This is a genomic window from Rhodococcus coprophilus NBRC 100603 (assembly GCF_001895045.1).
Lineage (GTDB): Bacteria > Actinomycetota > Actinomycetes > Mycobacteriales > Mycobacteriaceae > Rhodococcus > Rhodococcus coprophilus.
The window spans coordinates 131,068-148,856 of record NZ_BDAM01000008.1 but is presented as its reverse complement, the minus strand read 5'-3'; the positions used below and the strand labels follow the sequence as shown (position 1 = coordinate 148,856).

Annotated in this window: 15 protein-coding genes; 6 read left to right on the top strand and 9 right to left on the bottom strand. The window is 65.6% G+C overall.

Features of this window, described 5'->3' with window-relative positions:
• Positions 1–126 precede the first annotated feature (126 nt).
• Entirely contained in the window at positions 127–1,023 is an 897-nt protein-coding gene (locus tag RDCOP1_RS14665; protein ID WP_072701795.1) for an oxidoreductase, read from the top strand.
• Here the strand turns inward: RDCOP1_RS14665 and RDCOP1_RS14660 are convergent.
• The 3 genes from RDCOP1_RS14660 to RDCOP1_RS14650 all read right to left on the bottom strand — a co-directional run bounded on the left by RDCOP1_RS14660 (position 1,010) and on the right by RDCOP1_RS14650 (position 4,278).
• Positions 1,010–3,325, bottom strand: coding sequence for a DEAD/DEAH box helicase (locus tag RDCOP1_RS14660; protein WP_072701793.1), 2,316 nt, complete (start codon positions 3,323–3,325; stop codon positions 1,010–1,012). The genes RDCOP1_RS14665 and RDCOP1_RS14660 overlap by 14 nt on opposite strands.
• Positions 3,326–3,392: 67 nt before the next feature.
• A complete protein-coding gene (locus RDCOP1_RS14655) occupies positions 3,393–3,815 on the bottom strand; it encodes an organic hydroperoxide resistance protein (protein ID WP_072701791.1) in 423 nt (140 codons plus the stop codon).
• A gap of 7 nt (positions 3,816–3,822) precedes the next feature.
• Entirely contained in the window at positions 3,823–4,278 is a 456-nt protein-coding gene (locus tag RDCOP1_RS14650) for a MarR family winged helix-turn-helix transcriptional regulator (RefSeq protein ID WP_072701789.1), read from the bottom strand.
• Between the two features lie 160 nt (positions 4,279–4,438).
• Between RDCOP1_RS14650 and RDCOP1_RS14645 the strand changes: the two genes are divergently transcribed.
• Positions 4,439–6,865, top strand: a complete 2,427-nt coding sequence (locus RDCOP1_RS14645) for an ATP-dependent Clp protease ATP-binding subunit (protein ID WP_072701787.1) — start codon at positions 4,439–4,441, stop codon at positions 6,863–6,865.
• Positions 6,866–6,929: 64 nt separating this feature from the next.
• Here the strand turns inward: RDCOP1_RS14645 and RDCOP1_RS14640 are convergent, their stop codons facing one another.
• Entirely contained in the window at positions 6,930–8,318 is a 1,389-nt protein-coding gene (locus RDCOP1_RS14640) for a maltokinase N-terminal cap-like domain-containing protein (protein WP_072701785.1), read from the bottom strand.
• Positions 8,315–10,153, bottom strand: a complete 1,839-nt coding sequence (gene treS / locus RDCOP1_RS14635; protein WP_072701783.1) for a maltose alpha-D-glucosyltransferase — start codon at positions 10,151–10,153, stop codon at positions 8,315–8,317. Before treS ends, RDCOP1_RS14640 begins: the two co-directional genes overlap by 4 nt.
• 121 nt (positions 10,154–10,274) lie before the next feature.
• Between treS and RDCOP1_RS14630 the strand changes: the two genes are divergently transcribed.
• The 4 genes from RDCOP1_RS14630 (at position 10,275) to RDCOP1_RS22025 (ending at position 14,147) form a co-directional block, all read left to right on the top strand.
• Positions 10,275–11,459 (top strand): acyl-CoA dehydrogenase family protein, encoded by a 1,185-nt coding sequence (locus RDCOP1_RS14630; protein ID WP_174555818.1) that lies wholly within the window; start codon positions 10,275–10,277, stop codon positions 11,457–11,459.
• Between the two features lie 36 nt (positions 11,460–11,495).
• Positions 11,496–11,819, top strand: coding sequence for a hypothetical protein (locus RDCOP1_RS14625; protein ID WP_143152199.1), 324 nt, complete (start codon positions 11,496–11,498; stop codon positions 11,817–11,819).
• 326 nt (positions 11,820–12,145) lie between these two features.
• Entirely contained in the window at positions 12,146–13,231 is a 1,086-nt protein-coding gene (locus tag RDCOP1_RS14620) for a 3-deoxy-7-phosphoheptulonate synthase (protein WP_072701779.1), read from the top strand.
• 163 nt (positions 13,232–13,394) lie between these two features.
• The gene (locus RDCOP1_RS22025) at positions 13,395–14,147 is read left to right on the top strand and encodes a DUF2510 domain-containing protein (RefSeq protein WP_111731599.1); all 753 of its coding nucleotides are present in this window, start codon (positions 13,395–13,397) and stop codon (positions 14,145–14,147) included.
• 127 nt (positions 14,148–14,274) lie between these two features.
• Here RDCOP1_RS22025 and RDCOP1_RS14605 read toward each other — a convergent pair whose 3' ends face one another.
• From RDCOP1_RS14605 to RDCOP1_RS14590, 4 genes are all read right to left on the bottom strand, one after another.
• Positions 14,275–14,793, bottom strand: coding sequence for an RES family NAD+ phosphorylase (locus tag RDCOP1_RS14605; RefSeq protein WP_231923048.1), 519 nt, complete (start codon positions 14,791–14,793; stop codon positions 14,275–14,277).
• A 118-nt stretch (positions 14,794–14,911) separates the two neighbouring features.
• Entirely contained in the window at positions 14,912–15,418 is a 507-nt protein-coding gene (locus tag RDCOP1_RS14600) for a hypothetical protein (RefSeq protein ID WP_072701775.1), read from the bottom strand.
• A gap of 315 nt (positions 15,419–15,733) precedes the next feature.
• Positions 15,734–16,624 (bottom strand): ectoine hydroxylase, encoded by an 891-nt coding sequence (thpD, locus tag RDCOP1_RS14595; protein WP_072701773.1) that lies wholly within the window; start codon positions 16,622–16,624, stop codon positions 15,734–15,736.
• 159 nt (positions 16,625–16,783) lie between these two features.
• A complete protein-coding gene (locus RDCOP1_RS14590) occupies positions 16,784–17,788 on the bottom strand; it encodes an AraC family transcriptional regulator (protein ID WP_072701771.1) in 1,005 nt (334 codons plus the stop codon).
• Between the last annotated feature and the right edge of the window lies 1 nt (position 17,789).

Below are 17,789 nucleotides of genomic sequence, written 5' to 3'. Positions count from 1 at the left end.
GAACGATCACCGGTACAGAGTGCGATGCCGCGGTGGATCGCGCCCGCCCGACGGTGTCCGGCCAGGTTCGCCGGGAACACCGTGACCCCCTGTTTCCGATGCCGCTACGTACGTAGGGTGCCTGTTATGGCGGCATGGACAACGAACGACATCCCGGATCAGAGCAACCGCACCGTGGTGGTGACGGGGGCGAACAGCGGCCTCGGAGCCGAGACGGCCCGGGCGCTCGCGCGCGCCGGCGCGCAAGTGGTGCTGGCGTGCCGCGACGTCGCGAAGGGACAGGAGGTTGCCGACGGTATCGGGGAGAACGCTCAGGTACGCAGGCTGGATCTCGCCGATCTGTCCTCGGTACGCGAATTCGCCGCGGGTCTCGCCGCCACCCACGAGACGATCGATGTACTGGTGAACAACGCCGGTGTGATGGCGGTGCCGTTCCGCCGCACGGCCGACGGATTCGAGATGCAGATCGGCACCAATCACTTCGGGCACTTCGCGCTGACCGCACTTCTTCTCGGACGCATCACCGATCGGGTCGTCACCGTGAGCAGCACCATGCACCGGATCGGCAAGATCGACCTGGACGACGTGAACTGGGAGCGGCGACGTTACGAGCGGTGGCCCGCCTACGGCCAGTCGAAACTCGCGAATCTGCTCTTCGCCTACGAACTGCAGCGGCGCCTCGCTGCACACGGGTCACCGGTGAAGTCCATCGCGGTACACCCGGGATACTCCTCGACGAACCTGCAGTACCGCAGCGAGTCCCGTTACGGAAAGCTCGTCGAACTCGTGACACCGGTGATCGGGCAGTCCGCGAAGATGGGCGCGCTGCCGTCGCTGTACGCCGCGACGTCGCCCGACGCGGAGCCGGGCGGTTTCTACGGGCCGGGTGGACTGTTCGAGATGCGCGGGCACCCCAAGAAGGTGAGTTCCAACGCGCGGTCGCACGACGAGTACGTCGCTTCGCGTCTGTGGGAGCTGTCGGAGAGGCTCTGCGACGTGCAGACCCCGCTCACGTCAACGTGAACGACACCGGGGGCAGGGCGTCGCGCCGGCAAAGGCCGGTCTGGTCGACCAGATCCAGGGTGCGCAGGTAGCGGCGTACCAGATCGCCCGGCGAGAGTCCGGATTCCGCCGCGACGCGAAGAGACGCCGCGAGTCCGTCCCCCCGAGCCCACCGGTGGACGGCTTTCACGGCCACCGGATCGGGATCGGGAGTCACCGTCAGCCCGTGTCGTTCCTCGGTCGCGGCAAGCTCACCCCACAACCGCGTGGTGGCGCGAAGCGCCTCGTCCACCGCGGGAGTGGTGGATCCGGAGGCTCCTGTGCTCCGCTGCCGGCTCTCCCCGAGCACGCTCGACGTCACCGCGGCGAGTTCACAGGGCTCGAGCCCCGCCCACGCGCCGGTCCGCACACACTCGGCGACGAGAAGATCACTGGTGCAGTAGATCCGGCCGAGTCTCCTGCCTTCGTCCGTGACGTAGGCGGACTTTCCGGCCGGATCGAGGTGGAGATAACCGCGTTCCTCGAGCACCGCGAGTGTGCGATCGAACGTGTCGCGCAGACGCCCGGTGACCGCGTCGATCTCGGCGCGCATGCGACGGGTGTCGGTACGCAGTTCGGCCAGCCGGCCCGCTGTCGCCAGGAGGTGGACGCGGTCCGCCCGGCGGTGACCGGGATGCGAGCGCACCGCGCGGGCGAGTGCGGTGACGGTCTCGGCGGAGGCGGTGGTGCGTGCGACGGTGAGTCGTTCGTACAGGCTCCGATACTCGGCGAATCCTGCTGCATCGGCGAGTTCCGCTTCGAGATCGTCGATCACCGTCGTGTTCGCCCGCACCGCATCGGACAACGCACTCACCGATCGTTCCGCTTCGAATTGCGCGAACGAGCGATCCAGAAGTTTCCGTGCCCCTTCGAGACCGAGTCGATCGACGAGGTTGACGCAGGTGTTGTAACCGACACGAAGCGAGCTGTGCAACGGGTAGGCGCGGGTCGAGGCGAGTCCGGCGACGGCAGCGGGAAGAGTATCAGGGTTCCACAGGACCACCGCGTGGCCCTGCTCGTCGATCCCGCGTCGCCCCGCCCGGCCGGTGAGCTGGGTATATTCGCCGGGCGTCAGGCGCACCGGCCCGGATGCAGTCGGTTTGACGAGACGCTCGAGCACGACCGTGCGGGCAGGCATGTTGACGCCCACCGCGAGTGTCTCCGTCGCGAACACGACCCGCACGAGCCCGCGGGAGAACAGGTCCTCCACCGCGTGCCGGAATGCCGGTACGAGGCCGGCGTGGTGGGCGGCGAACCCTCGCTCGAGGCCCTCGATCCAGTCGGAATAGCCCACCGCGTCGAGGTCTGCGGGGGGAAGGGCAGCGGTGTGCTGGTCGGCGATCTCCCGGATCTGCGGAATCTCTGCCGCCTCGGTGAGACGCAGCGACGAGTCGAGGCATTCGGTGACCGCCGCGTCGCACCCGGAACGGCTGAAGCGGAACCAGATCGCCGGCAGAAGCTGTTCGGCTTCGAGCCGCGCCACGATCTCCGGACGGTCGCCGCCGGCCGGAACCGGCGTGGTGCTGCGGCGTCTGCGGCCTCTTCTTCCGCCGGGTGGAGGGGCCGCGTCGGCAAGCTGCCGATGGGCGATGTAGCGGTCGAGTGTGTCGTCGACGATGCCGGTGGTGGGGGAGAAGAGATTGAACAGGCGGCCACCGGCCAGCATGTGCTGGGTGAGCGGTACGGGCCGGACCTCGTCGACGACCACCGTCGTCTCGCCGCGCACCCTGCGGATCCACTCTCCGAATTCCTCGGCATTGCTCACCGTCGCGGATAGGCTGGCCAGCCGCACCTGGGCCGGAAGATAGAGGATCGTCTCTTCCCAGACCGCTCCCCGCTCCCGGTCCGCCAGATAGTGCACCTCGTCCATCACGACGTGGGTGAGCCCGTCGAGGAGCGGGGAGCGGGAGTGCAGCATGCTGCGGAGCACTTCCGTCGTCATGACGACGACGGGGGCGTGCGGGTGGAGAGTGATGTCGCCGGTGAGGAGGCCAACCTCGCCCTCGCCGAATCGTTCGACGAGATCGTTGTATTTCTGGTTGCTCAACGCCTTGATGGGCGTGGTGTAGAAGCACGTTCCGTGCGACGGGGAGGTCCGGGTGTGGCGCTTCTCGAGGGCGAGATAGGCCGCGAATTCACCGACGACGGTCTTGCCTGCCCCGGTCGGCGCGCACACGAGCACGTCCCGATCGTCTTCGAGTGCGCGACAGGACCGGACCTGGAAGTCGTCGAGGGTGAATCCGAGTTCGGCCGCGAACTTCGCCAGCCGCGACCCGTCCTGCATACGCACGTGTCCACGCTACGCGGGCGCAGCGTGGACACGTGGTGAGGCCGGTCGGCGGGACGGCCGATCAGTCCTCGGAGACCTCGAGAGTGACCTCGATGTTGCCGCGGGTCGCGTTGGAGTACGGGCACACCTGGTGCGCCTTTTCCGTGAGTTCGCGTGCCTGCTCGGCGGAAAGCTTCGGCAGGGTGACCTCGAGGGTGACCGCGAGACCGAATCCGCCTGCGTCGGTCGGGCCGATGCCGACGCGGGCGCCGACGGCCGAATCGCTGATGTCCGCCTTCTCCTGCCGCGCGATCATCTGGAGTGCGGAATGGAAGCACGCCGCATAGCCCGCCGCGAACAGCTGCTCGGGGTTGGTGCCCTCACCGTTGCCGCCCATCTCGACGGGCATGGCGAGGTCGACGTCGAGCTTGCCGTCGCTGGTGCGCGCGTGGCCGTTACGCCCGGCTCCGGTGGCGAGGGCTTCTGCGGTGTACAGGATCTTCATGGCGGTCCTACCTTTCCTCGGAGATGTCGCCGGCTGCGTTCTGCAGCGCGGCGGTCAGGCGGTGGAGCGTGTCGCGGAGTTCGACGAGTTCGTCGAGTTCGAGCCGTCCGGCCCGGGCCACGCAGCCGGGGATGTCCTCGGCTTCCTTTCGGAGAGCGCTGCCGGCGTCGGTGAGGTGGACGACGACGCGTCTCTCGTCGTCGCGTTGCCGTTTCCGTTCGACGAGCCCGGCCGACTCGAGTCGTTTCAGGAGAGGTGAAAGCGTCCCGGTGTCGAGGTCGAGCGCGTCGCACAGGTCGTGCACTCCGCGCGCGTCGCGTTCCCACAGTGCAAGAAGCACCAGGTACTGCGGGTAGGTGACGCCGAGTCGGTCCAGGAGCGGTCGATATATCGCGGTGGTGGCGCGCGACGCTCGGTAGAGCGCGAAGCACACCTGCTGATCGAGAGCGAATGGATCCGACACGTGAAATAAAGTAGCGCCCCGTTCTGTTGTGCACAATAGAAATGCCTTCTCGTCGTGGGTGACGTACCTCACTATCATTTGCCCCCGGGCATCGGAATTGATGAAGTGTTCGGCACGTTAGTTGAGTGAGTAAGGCTCAAGTCAAGAGAAAGGCTTCGGAATGACGGCATTCTTCGGGCCTGGCGGACCCGGCCGAATCGACCTCTCCCGCTTCATGAGCCGCGGAACGCAGGAACTGATGGCGGTCGCGGCTCGCTTCGCCGCAGAACGTGGCGACGCCGACCTCGATGCGCTGCACCTACTCCGCGCCATGGCGGAAACCGATCCGGCCCGCACCGTCATGACCCGCTCCGGAGCCGACCCGGCCGCAGTCGTCGAGGCCGTGGACCAGCGGTTGCCACAGAGCAACCCGGACTCCGGTGTTCCGGCGCCCGCCCTCAGCGGTGCAGTCAAGACGGCGCTTCTCGAAGCGCATCAGCTCTCGCGCGCCCTGGGCTCGACCTACATCGACCCCGAGCATGTGTTCTTCGCGCTCGCCGCGGACCAGACCCGTGCCCCGGGTCGGTTGCTCGCATCCCTCGGCGTCACCCCGCAGTCGCTTCAGACGGCCCTCCAGCCGGTGCCGCCGGCCGAGGCAGGTGGTGGCGACTCCGCGACCCCGACACTCGACAAGTTCGGTGTCGATCTGACCGAGCGTGCTCGCGGCGGTGGCATCGACCCCGTCGTCGGCCGCGCCGAGGAGATCGAGCAGACGCTCGAGATCCTGTCCCGCCGGACCAAGAACAACCCGGTCCTGCTGGGTGAGGCAGGCGTGGGCAAGACCGCCATCGTCGAGGGGCTCGCCCAGCGCATCGTCGACGGCGAGGTACCGGAAAACCTGCGCGACAAGCGAATCGTCCAGCTCGACCTGACGGGCATGGTGGCGGGCACCCGCTACCGCGGCGACTTCGAGGAACGTCTGACCAAGGTGCTCGACGAGATCACCGCGCAGTCGGGCTCACTGATCGTGTTCATCGACGAACTCCACACCGTCGTGGGCGCCGGTGGCGGCAACGACGGCGCGATGGACGCGGGCAACATCCTCAAGCCCAAGCTGGCCCGTGGCGAACTGCACATCGTCGGTGCGACGACGCTCGACGAATACCGCAAGCACATCGAGAAGGACCCGGCGCTCGAGCGGCGCTTCGGTCCGGTGACGGTCGGTGAACCGAGCCGGCAGGACACGGTCGCCATCCTTCACGGGTTGCGTGACCGGTACGCCGAGTTCCACGGCGTCCGCTACACGGACGAGGCTCTCGACGCCGCAGTCGAGCTGTCGGTGCGGTACCTGCCGGATCGGCATCTGCCGGACAAGGCGATCGACCTCGTGGACCAAGCCGGTGCGCGGCTGCGTCTGCACACTCCGCGCGTCGACGATGCACAGCTACGGGATCGTCTCGTCGAACTCGAAGCCGAGAAGGACCGCGCGGTGCAAGCCGAAGACTACGAGAAGGCTTCGCGCGTCCGTGACGAGATCGTCCGTATCCAGGAGCGCATCGACTCCGGAACGTCGGCTGATTCGGACCTGCCGGTTGTGGACACCGAACTGATCGCCGAGGTCGTCTCGCGCGCGACGGGCATCCCCGTCACGCAGATGACCCGGGTGGAGAAGGAACGCCTCCGCACACTCGAGGACGAGCTGCACAAGCGCGTCATCGGTCAGGACGAGGCGGTGCGCGCGGTCGCGCGTTCCGTCCGCCGGAGCCGCTCGGGCATGAGCGACCCGCATCGTCCGGTGGGCAGCTTCCTGTTCCTCGGCCCGACCGGCGTGGGCAAGACGGAGTTGGCGAAGGCGCTGGCAGAGGTCTTGTTCGGTGACGAGCGCAAGATGGTGCGTGTCGACATGAGCGAGTTCGGCGAACGACACACCGTGAGCCGGCTCGTCGGTGCCCCGCCCGGATACGTGGGCTACGGGGAGTCCGGACAGCTGACCGAGCAGGTCAAGCGCAACCCGTATTCGGTCGTGCTGCTCGACGAGATCGAGAAGGCGCACCCGGATGTGTTCAATACCCTGTTGCAGGTGCTCGACGACGGTCGCCTCACCGACGGTGAAGGCCGGACGGTGGATTTCACGAACACCGTCGTCATCATGACCAGCAACCTGGGTTCGGACATCATTTCCAGCCGCGGTGGAGCGATCGGGTTCACCACCGGCGACGCGGAGGCGGCAGAAAAGCCACTGCGCGACAAGGTGATGGCGCGGCTGCGCGAATCGATGCGGCCGGAGTTCCTCAACCGCATCGACGAGATCGTCGTCTTCCGCCGGCTCGACGACGAGCAGCTGCACCGGATCGCCGATCTCCTGCTCGACGAGAGCCGGAAGCGGCTCCAGGCCAAGGGCATCGAGATCGACATCAGCCCCGAGGCCGTGGAGTGGATCGCCCGGCACGGACATCAGCCCGAGTTCGGTGCCCGTCCGTTGCGCCGGTCCATCGCTCGGGTCGTCGACGACCGGATCGCGGACCTTCTTCTCGACGACACCCTCGTCGAGGGTGGGCGAGTCGAGGTCGATGTCGCCGGCGACGAACTGGAGTTGCAGGTGAGCTGACGGTTCGCCGAAAAAGGGGCGGGTGTGTGCAGTGCACACACCCGCCCCTTCGTGTACGTGGAGCTCAGTCCTGCGACAACCGCCGAATGGCGTTGAGAGGCAGCCTCAGCCACGCCGGACGGTGTCTCGCCTCGTACACCACCTCGTACACGGCCTTGTCGATCTCGTATGCCCGCAACAGCGCCCCGATGTCCCGCGGATCGGATCCCGACGACGCGGCGTATCCGTCGCAGAACGCGGCAGAGTTGCGTTCTGCCCATTCGCGCGCCCGGAACTCGCGCTGCGCTGTGGCAGTGTCGGGTTCCCGCTCTCGCACCGAGTGGTGCGCGGCGTAATCGAAAGAACGCAGCATCCCGGCGACGTCGCGCAGGGGAGTGTCGGGGTGCCGCCGCTCGACCAGCGACTTCGCGGGTTCGCCCTCGAAGTCGATGAGCAACCACCGTTCCGGTGTGCGCAACACCTGTCCGAGATGGAGGTCGCCGTGAATGCGCTGCACCGTCACAGGGCCGACCGCGGCGGCCTCGTCGAATCGTGCTTGTATCGCGGGCACGAATTCGGCCAGTTCCTCGACTTCGGCGGCGGCAGCCTCGAGCCTGCGGGACATCGCAGCGGCGAGTCCGGACGCGGGACGCTGTGATTCCCCCAGTGCGGCAGCGAGATCCGAATGGACCTCGGCGACGGCCGTACCCATCCGATACGACTCACCGGCGAAATCCGTACCGACTTCGTCGGCTCGCAGATCGCCTTCGATGAGCAGATCACGGATGCTTCCGAGCGCCATCGCCCATCCGTCGGCGGAGTTGGCGGCGAAATCCTGCGCCATCGCGAGCGTCGTGCGGACCCCTTCGACGTCGGCGTCGATCCAGGCCCGAAGTGGCGCCACCGACCGGCATCCCACCTCGCTCAGCGCGAGGTGCAGTTCGACGTCCGGATTGATACCGAGAGTGAGCCGACGGAACATCTTGAGCAGGAGACGTTCCCCGAGGACCACCGACGTGTTCGACTGTTCCGCACCGAGCGGGCGTCCACGTACGTCCATCTCGAATTCGGACCCCGGGACGGTGTGCAGGTCGACGGTGCCCTTCGGCTTGCCGCTGCTCAAGCTCCGGGCGTACAGGCCGATGATCTCCTGATCGCGCAAACCGTCGTAGACGAACACGCTGTGCCCGGCATCGTCGGGCGTCGCCACCGTCCACGGGGTCAGTTCGTCGGGCAGGTGGGATCGATAGCCCAACGGCACCTGGTAGATCTGCTCGGGTGTGTCCTCGAAGTCGACCGCCACCAGCACATGTTCGGCGCCGAACCCGGGCCCTTCGGCGAGCGCCTGCCGTAATACGATCCGGACACCGGTGACGGTGTGCCCCTTGGCGGCAAACCATCGCTGACGGGGGAGCCACCGCGCCAGAGCGGCTTCGAGGTCGGCGCCCGGGTAACGGCTGTCGTTCTCGGTCATGGCTTTACCGCGGCTTCCGCTTCGCTGCTGACAGGATGTGTGCCCGCACCTTCCGTCGTGGGATCGGGTTGCAGAGCGAACCAGAAGAACCCGTGTCCCGGGAGCGTGAGCATGTAGCCCTCCTCGGTGATCGATGGGAACGGTACGGATCCGGTGAGCTCCACCGGGATCCACCCGGCGAACCTCGACAGATCCAGTACGACGGCCTGCGGATACCGGGACAGGTTGTTCACGCAGAGGATCACGTCGCTGTAGTTGCGATCCGGCCCGGATTCCATCTCGCGGAGATACGACAGGACAGCGGGGTTGGCGCTGCCGAGTTCGGTGAATGCGGCCTTGCCGAAAGCCGGATGCTGCTTTCGCACCTGGATCATCCGGCGAGTCCAATGCAGCAGCGAGTTCGTCGAGTTGAGCTGCGACTCGATGTTGACCGCTTGGTATCCGTACGTGGGATCCATGATGGTCGGAAGATACAGCCGCGCCGGATCAGCGCGGGAGAAACCCGCATTGCGGTCGGGTGTCCACTGCATCGGCGTGCGCACCGCGTCGCGGTCGCCGAGCCAGATGTTGTCGCCCATACCGATCTCGTCGCCGTAGTACAGCACCGGAGACCCGGGCAGACTCAGCAGAAGCGCGGTGAACAATTCGAGCTGGTTCCGGTCGTTCTCGAGCAGAGGCGCGAGACGTCGCCGGATGCCGATGTTCGCCCGCATCCGGGGATCGGTGACGTACTCGGAGTACATGTAGTCGCGCTCTTCGTCGGTGACCATCTCGAGCGTGAGTTCGTCGTGGTTGCGCAGGAAGATTCCCCACTGCGCGGTGCGCGGGATCGACGGGGTCTGCGCGAGGATCTCCGAGATCGGGAAACGGTTCTGGCGACGCACCGCCATGAAGATCCTGGGCATCAACGGGAAGTGGAATGCCATGTGGCACTCGTCGCCGATCTCGGGTTCGCCGAAGTATTCGACGACGTCCGTCGGCCACTGGTTGGCCTCGGCCAACATGACACGGCCGGGATACTCGGCATCGATCACCGCGCGGCACTTCTTCAAGAAAGCGTGCGTCTCGGGGAGGTTTTCACAGTTGGTGCCCTCGCGCTCGAACAGGTACGGCACTGCGTCGAGACGGAAGCCGTCGATGCCGAGGTCCAGCCAGAAGCGGAGGACGTCGAGCATGGCGTCCTGAACCTCGGGGTTGTCGTAGTTCAGGTCCGGCTGATGCGAGAAGAAGCGGTGCCAGTAGTACTGCTTGCGTACGGGATCCCACGTCCAGTTCGAGGTCTCCGTGTCGACGAAGATGATGCGGGCGTCCTTGTACATGTCCTCGGTGTCGGACCACACGTAGAAATCGCCGTACGGCCCGTCGGGTTCGTTGCGGGACTCCTGGAACCAGGCGTGTGTATCCGAGGTGTGGTTCATGACGAGGTCGGTTACGACACGGATGCCCCGCTTGTGTGCTTCGTCGAGGAACGTCACGAAATCGTCGACCGTCCCGAATTCCGGTAATACGGCACGGAAGTCGCGGATGTCGTACCCGCCGTCCCGGAGCGGGGAGTCGTAGAACGGAGGCAACCAGATGCAATCGGCACCGAGCCATGCGATGTAGTCGAGCTTCTCCGTCAGCCCGCGTATGTCACCGGTCCCGTCGTGGTTCGAGTCGTTGAACGCACGCACCAGTACCTCGTAGAACACCGCGGTCTTGAACCAGTCGGGGTCGACGGGAAGGTTGCGTGCATGTGCGAAATCCTCCGACCGTGTCTCGACGATGTGCCCGTCCGAGGTGTGCTCGTGTTCCACGGCTGGGGCGGTCGGATCGGCTGGGCCTTCTGCTGGCATGAAACCTCCGGGCTCGTCACATTGCAGGGCGGATCATCAGGGTTCCCCGGCGGCGGGCGCTCCACACCCTGCCCAGCTGAAAGCGATGTGAGGGCGCATGTGTGCGGATACATTGGCGCCCATGACTGCGAATCGGCCGGAGGGGCGGGTGGCCGAACTGTGCACCCGGATGCGTTCGTTTGTCGACGACGAGGTTATCCCGCTCGAGGCCGAGTTGTCGCGACAGGACGACGACGGCGCCGCAGCACTGGACGGATTGAAGAGGCGCGCGAAGGAACTCGGACTATGGGCGCTCGGGCACCCCGAGGAGATCGGGGGCGGGGGAGTTCCGTTCCTGGACTTCGTCTATCTCAACGAGATCATCGGCCGGTCCGAGTTCGGTCAGCTCGCCGTCGGATCGGTGTCGATGCAGGACGCACTGATGCTGCATCGACACGGCACCGAGGAACAGCGCCGGCGATGGGTTCCCGGCCTCGTCTCCGGTGAGATCCTGCCGTCGGTCGGCATGACCGAGCCCGAGGTGGCCGGGTCCGATCCGGTGCTGGTGCAGACCACCGCCCGGCAGGACGGAGACGAGTGGGTGATCAACGGTCACAAGTGGTTCACCACCGGTGCGCGGCAGGCCGCTTTCTGCACGGTGTTCGCGCGCACCGAGCCCGACTCCACACCGCTCCATCGCAGCATCAGCGCTGTCATCGTCCCGACCGATACACCGGGATTCGAGATCGTCAGGTCCGTTCCGACGATGGGGTACGACCCCAGCGACCACTACGAGGTGCGCTACACCGACGTCATAGTTCCCATGGGCAACGTGCTCGGTGGGCGCGGCAACGGGTTCCTGGTCGCGCAGGATCGGCTCGGTCCCGGCCGGATATTCCACTGCATGCGCTGGCTCGGGCAGGCGCAACGCGCATTCGAATTGATGTGTGACCGCGCGAACAGCCGCTTCGCGCACGGGTCCGTGCTCGCCGACAAAGGGGAGATCCAGCGGTACGTCGCCGAATCGGCCGCGCAGATCCAGGCGGCGCGCCTCATGACATTGGACGCCGCCCGCGTCATGGATGCAGGTGACGACGCCCGGGTGCAGATCGGCCTCATCAAGTTCTGGGGAGCGCGAATGCTCCACGACGTCGTCGACCGGGCGATCCAGGTGCACGGCGCGCTGGGGCTGACCGCGGACACACCGCTCGAGGCGATGTACCGGCGCGCTCGGTACGCCCGGATCTACGACGGCCCCGACGAGGTGCATCGCATGTCGACGGCCCGCCGGATGCTGCGCGACCCGGAGCGCGTGCCGTGGCGGTAGGCGAGCATGCCGGCGCCGGGAATCTAGGATCCGGTGGTGAACAGAGACGACTCTCCCGCCGACGATGTGCTTCTCGCCGGCATCCGTCGCCGCCTCGCGGATGCCACCGAGGCCGATTCGCTCTCGGGCACGGTGGAGCTGGGCGTTTACGAACTCGCCCGAATCCTCGAGTTGTACGACATTCAGGACGCCGCCCTCCTCGCCAGTGATTTCACCAAGGGGTGCATGACCGACGTCATCCGGAAACGCAACGCGACCCTCGAAGCGATCCACCTCGCCCTGCTCGCAGGCGAGCCCGGGCCGCTCGCCGACACGATAAGCGACATCCTGCGCGACGGGCGATGGCCCAGGGGCAGGTGAGGGCACCGTGAGGAAACGGCTGGAGCCGTCCCCCGGATCGACATGTATTACGTTGCAGCACAGCAGGATACCGGCATGGCTCCGTGAGTCGAGGTTCGTGCGCGGTGGACCGGGAGGCCGCTCGCGAAAGCCGTTTCGGAGTCGTCTGGTAGAGTCCGTCGCTATGCAGCGCACCTATTTTTGGTTTAGCGGGCCGGCCCTGGGTGGGTCGGTCGGCGTGACCGCGCGCTGACTTTCTCACCCACGAGCCGGATACAGACCGGCTCGACGGGATCTCAGGGTTCTTCCGGGTCGGCTTCCTTCACCGAGAACAGGAACGCAACCCGATGAGTTCTGCCACCACCGGAATCTCCACCACCGACCTCGACGAGCAGCGCACCGTACGGATCAGCCCGTTGGTCGCGCCGTCGGAGATCCGCGCCGAATACGCTCCCGATACTGTCGTCGCTGCCACCGTGCGCTCCGGTCGCGCCGATACCGTGAACATCCTGAACGGCACCGACGACCGCCTCGTCGTGGTCGTCGGCCCGTGCTCGGTCCACGATCCCGCCGCCGCCATGGACTACGCACGGCGCCTCGCCGCGAAGGCCGACGAACTGCGCGACGACCTGCACATCGTGATGCGCGTGTACTTCGAAAAGCCGCGCACCACGCTCGGCTGGAAGGGTCTGCTCAACGACCCGCACCTCGACGGCAGCTACGACATCAACACCGGCCTGCGGATCGGCCGGAAGCTGCTGCTCGACGTGTCGAGCCTCGGTCTGCCCGTCGGATGCGAATTCCTCGATCCGATCCTCCCGCAGTACTACGCCGACCTCGTCACCTACGGTGCGATCGGCGCCCGCACCGCCGCGAGCCAGGTGCACCGCCAGTTGTGCAGCGCCCTGTCGATGCCGGTCGGGATCAAGAACTCCACCGAAGGCGACGTGCAGGTCGCGGTCGACGGCACCCGTGCCGCGGCTGCCAGTCACGTATTCCCCGGCACCGACCTCGACGGACAGGCCGCACTCGTCCAGACCGTCGGCAACCCCGACTGCCACGTCATCCTCCGCGGTGGCAGCGCCGGCCCGAACTACGACGCCGAGACCGTCGCCGACACGATGGCACGCCTCCGCAAGGGTGGGTTGCCGGAGCGCGTCGTCATCGACGCGAGCCACGGAAACAGCAGCAAGAACCATGAGAAGCAGGTCGACGTCGTGACCGACATCGCGGAGCGCCTCGAAGCAGGGGAAGAAGGCATCGTCGGGCTGATGCTGGAGAGCTTCATCGAGGCAGGTCGCCAGGACCTGACGTTGGGTGAGGCCGACAAGCTCGACTACGGCAAGTCCATCACCGATGCGTGCATCGACTGGTCGACCACCGTCGTTCAGCTCGACCGCCTCGCCGAGGCGGTTCGGGCGCGTCGCGCCTGACCGCTCTCGGCACCGTGCCCGAAGGGTGAAAGTCCTCCAGCGGATACCGCGGGTATCCGCTGGAGGATCACGAGGGTGCCTCACCGTCTTTCCTCCCCGCCTGTAACAAACCGGTTGGCGTTTGCGAAGTCCTGACGGAACGCACCTTCCGAACGGACCGACGATGAATCCCCCTGCAGGCTGGCATCCAGATCCCTATGACCCGTCAATCGACCGTTTCTGGGATGGCAATCAGTGGACAGACCGAATCAGGCCGAGAGGTACACAAACCCCTGCGCAAGGCTCCGCCGCCGCCACTCAGGGTGGTGATCCGTCCCGAGGTAAAGGGAAGAAACACCGAAAGTGGCCGTGGATCGTTGCGGTCATCCTCGTGGGATTCATAGCATTCGGGGCGATCTTCGGCGAGGACGAGACACGGAACCCGGAGTCGGACCAAACGCGCACATCTGATTCGGTCACTCCTTCGGCGAGCGCGACCGCACCCCAAACCACCACGTCCCCTCCTGTTACGAGTACAGTTCCTGCTTCGCAAGCACCTGGCACATCCGAACGTATGTCGGAATTCACGCCAGCCCCTACCAGCGCTGCGTCCCTCGAGTTCTCTTGCAGCGACGCGGCCTGGAGGGAATCGATGGGTGCCGAGGGTGACAGGTTGTGTGGAGCACCGTGGACGCCCCCGACGCGAGCGCAGACCCCGGAGTACACGCCGCCGCCACCCGCTCCGGAGTACACGCCGCCGCCACCTGCTCCGGAGTACACGCCGCCGCCACCTGCTCCGCCTGAGCAATCGGGAGGGACCGTGCACCCCGGATCTTTCTGCAGCACGCCGGGCGCTGTGGGGATCACGGTCAAGGGTGTCCCGATGGTGTGTGCTCCCGGATCCGACGGCAGGGACCGGTGGCAATCGGGTAACTGACCGTCCCGTCCCATCGCGCATCACTCGCAATCGCAGCGGTCAGCGACGTTTATTATCTTGAGCTGACTGCAAGCTGCAACGTCATGTCCACAGACCGTATGGGCCGTTTCCGACGCCTCGCATGTGGTCAGAGGCTTCCAGGGATATCGAGGACCACAATCCCTGACTCATGCTCCAATGCCTTCCACAGATCCGGACGGTCGAGCAGGTTCTCGGTGCCGAGTACTCCGAAGTCACTAGGCTTCTTTGCGGTGCTGGTGTGGTCACCACTGGGCGCAAACACAGCGATACATGCGTCGACGTGGGCCAAGTCGTGTCGTGCCCAGTATCGGATTCCGTCGAATCCCGCTTTGCGCAACGCTTTCGACCACTGCTGGGTCAGCGGATAGTCGGAGGTAGTGAACATCTCCGCCGTCACGCCGAACTGGATCGCCTGATTCGAAGTTGTATCGGCCAGGCGCAGATCCCTGTCAACGGTCACGGCCGAGATGTCCCGCTTCGCGGTGTCCGGACGTGGGATGATGTCGATCCCGCTCCACGTCTCGAGCACAGTGACGAGTTCGCTTTCAGCGGTGTAGCAGGTCCCTTCGGATCCTGCGAGGTCGAATCGTCCGGCGCCGTTACTGCTGAACCACCACGCCCCCAGGCCGGAGGCGTGATTGCGGTAGATCGTCGTGTGTGCGGCCAGGGTGATCGCGGGAACCGTCCCCGGAGTTCATCCGGGGACGGCGGTGGTTTCAGATGTTGCCGAGCGCGGGGAGCACTCACGAAGCGAGCCGTCCCGAAGCTTCACGGGCCAGCGTCTCGACGTCTGCAGTGTCGCCGTCGAGCAGGGCTTGTCGAGGTGTCCGGCCGTCGAGCTCCGGCTGTGCGCTCGACATCCATGAGGCAATGGTCCAGGCTTCGACGCCAGAGTGAGCCCACGCGCCAAGAACGTTTTTGATCCCCAGGATCGGACGGTACGGGGCTGTGTCGGTGAATCCTCCCGACCAATACCCGACACTGCCGTCGTTGGCCGTCAAGCGCAGTACTCGTTTGTCTTTGACCGCTTGGCTGAGAGCCTGCTTGGTCCATCCGGTCAGGTCGAGGGTCTGCTTATGGGTCAGGATCGGGCCGATGTGCTTTTCCCAAGTTCGGCGCGCTTTGAGGTTCGACAGCACATTTTTGACACCCTCGGCTACGTACCGTGCGTCGTCGATGCTGAGCTGTTCCGCCGCCATCCCGCTGGCGTCCAGCTGATCGTCGACGACCTTCTTCAGTGGCGTGCTCATACCTTGATCGTCCTTGGTCAATTAGGTCAAGTCAAGTGGTCAACCTGACGTAGGTACCCATAGGCAGCCGGGCATTACGGGCAGACGCTCAAGGCGTTATTCCTCGATCAAGCACTCCATCAACAGGGACCTTCGACGTGTGCTGCCACCTATGTGGGCTCGTTACCTATGTGGGCTCGTTCGAGTGCGGTCGTGATTGCACCCTCGACGGCGGCGGTGACGGCGGAGATCGCCCCGACGCACCCGGTCGAGGAGGATCTTCCAGGGACGGCGGGCGCTCGGTTCGCGCGGGTACGGTCCCGAGCGGTCTGCCGATCAGGGCAGCGGTGTGAAGTCGCGGCTTCCGAGATAGGACGGACGCGGGCTCTGCGCGGCGAATGGCTCGACGAGCGTGTTCTCCACGCTGTTGAACACCACGAAGAGATTCGAGCGCGGGAACGGGGTGATGTTTCCGTTGGAGCCGTGCATGCAGTTCGAATCGAATACCGTTGCCGAACCAGCCGATCCCGTGAAGGTCGAGATGCCGAATTCGGCGGCCATCCGGGTGAGATGGTCTTCGTCGGGCGATCCCGTCGGCGGCACATGCGTGACGAGCGACTCGCGGAAGTAGTTCTCCGGAGTATCGCCGGCGCACGAGACGAAAGTCCGGTGCGATCCCGGCATGATCATCAATCCGCCGTTGTAGCCGTAGTTTTCGGTAAGGGCGAGTGAGATGCTCAACGCCCGCGGTCGCGGCATGCCGTCCTCGGCGTGCCAGGTCTCGAAATCCGAGTGCCAATAGAACGGGCCGCCACGGAATCCCGGTTTGACGTTGAGGCGGGACTGATGGACGTAGACCTCGGAGCCGAGCAATTGTCTTGCAATTCCGGCGATTTCGGGACGTCGGATGATGGAGGTAACGAGATCGCTGAGAAGATGGACGTCGAAGACCGAACGCACATCTCCGCTACCCTGTTCGCGGATCACGCGCTCGTCGTCACCCAGTTCGAGACCGAGTCGCGACGTCTCCTCCAGGAGGTTTCCGACGTCGTTCGCGGGGAGAAGTGCTTCTGCGGTATGGAATCCTCGGCGATCGTATTCGGCGACGGCCTCTGCGGCCAATGGTCCGCCGGTGGCCGCACCCCACACAACCGGATCCGGTCTCTCGAAGGATTCACACGTGGTCCGGCTTCGGGTCGGATACTGGTCCTTTACCGCAGCGAACATAACGGAGCTTCACCCTCTCCCGCGTCGACAGAGTTTCACTTCTTCCGACGTTCCCATTCCCCGTGCGGTTATGCAAGCTGGGCGGATGCCGTGCAGATTCCGTTATCGGCGACCTGAGAGGGTGTACTCCTCAGGGCCGGTCGTCGCGAAAGCGGCTCGTCATCGGTGTGCGCGATAGGTGCTGGGGGTGTTGCCCGTCCACCGTTTGAATGCGCGCCGGAACGCGCTCGGCTCGGAGAACCCGAGGCGGGCCGACAGGTCGTCGACGGGCTCGCCGCGTCGCAATCCGGCAATCGCGAGATCGCGGAGCACTTCCTCACGCAGCTGCCCGAGCGATGTGCCCTCCTGGCGCAGCAATCGGCGTAGGTGCGGTGGGCTCACCGTGAGCATCCCCGCGATGTCCTCCGCCGTCGCGGTGCGTCCGTTGATCCCGGATTCGAAGATGCGACGAACCTGCGCGGACACGGTCGACTCGTAGTCCCGTTCGGAGAGAATCAAATTGGGGGAGTCACGGAGATATTCGTCGAGTGATTCCTCGGATTGCACGAGTGGCGACGTGAGTGCCGAATTGTGGATCTCCAGTGCTGCGCGCCCGGCACCGAATGTCACTGGGACGCCGAACATCGCGTCGTAACTCCGGGCGAGCACGTGGTCGGGTTCGGCGTACGGCATCATCACCGACTCCAACCGGACTCTGCCGCCGACCAGCCACGCCGCGAACCGGTGCAGGAGCATCAACAAAAAGTCGACGGTCACGCGTGTCTTCTCGTCGACCACCTCGGGCAGAGCTATATCGAGATAGGTGGTCGTCTCACCCGGGGTCAGCGACAACTGGGGAAGCGAACGCACCACGTGGTTGACCTCGACCATGCGGCTGAGCGCGCGAGACAGGTCGGGAGAGTGGATCAAGGTCAGGCACATCACACGGAACATTCCGCGAGGCACCGGGCCCGGTGCGAGCCCGAACAATTCGTCGTCCGTGATCTGCCATGCCATCTGCGTGAACCGGCTGACCTGCGCCGGCGTGAGCCGCGCATGGGGGTGTGCGAGGACCGCGCGGCTGATGCGGGCCGCATCCAGGGCAGGCTGCAGGTCGATTCCGGCGTCGGCGCCGGTGCGGACCGCCCGCGACACGAAATCGGACGGAATGGTGGGCCGCGACATG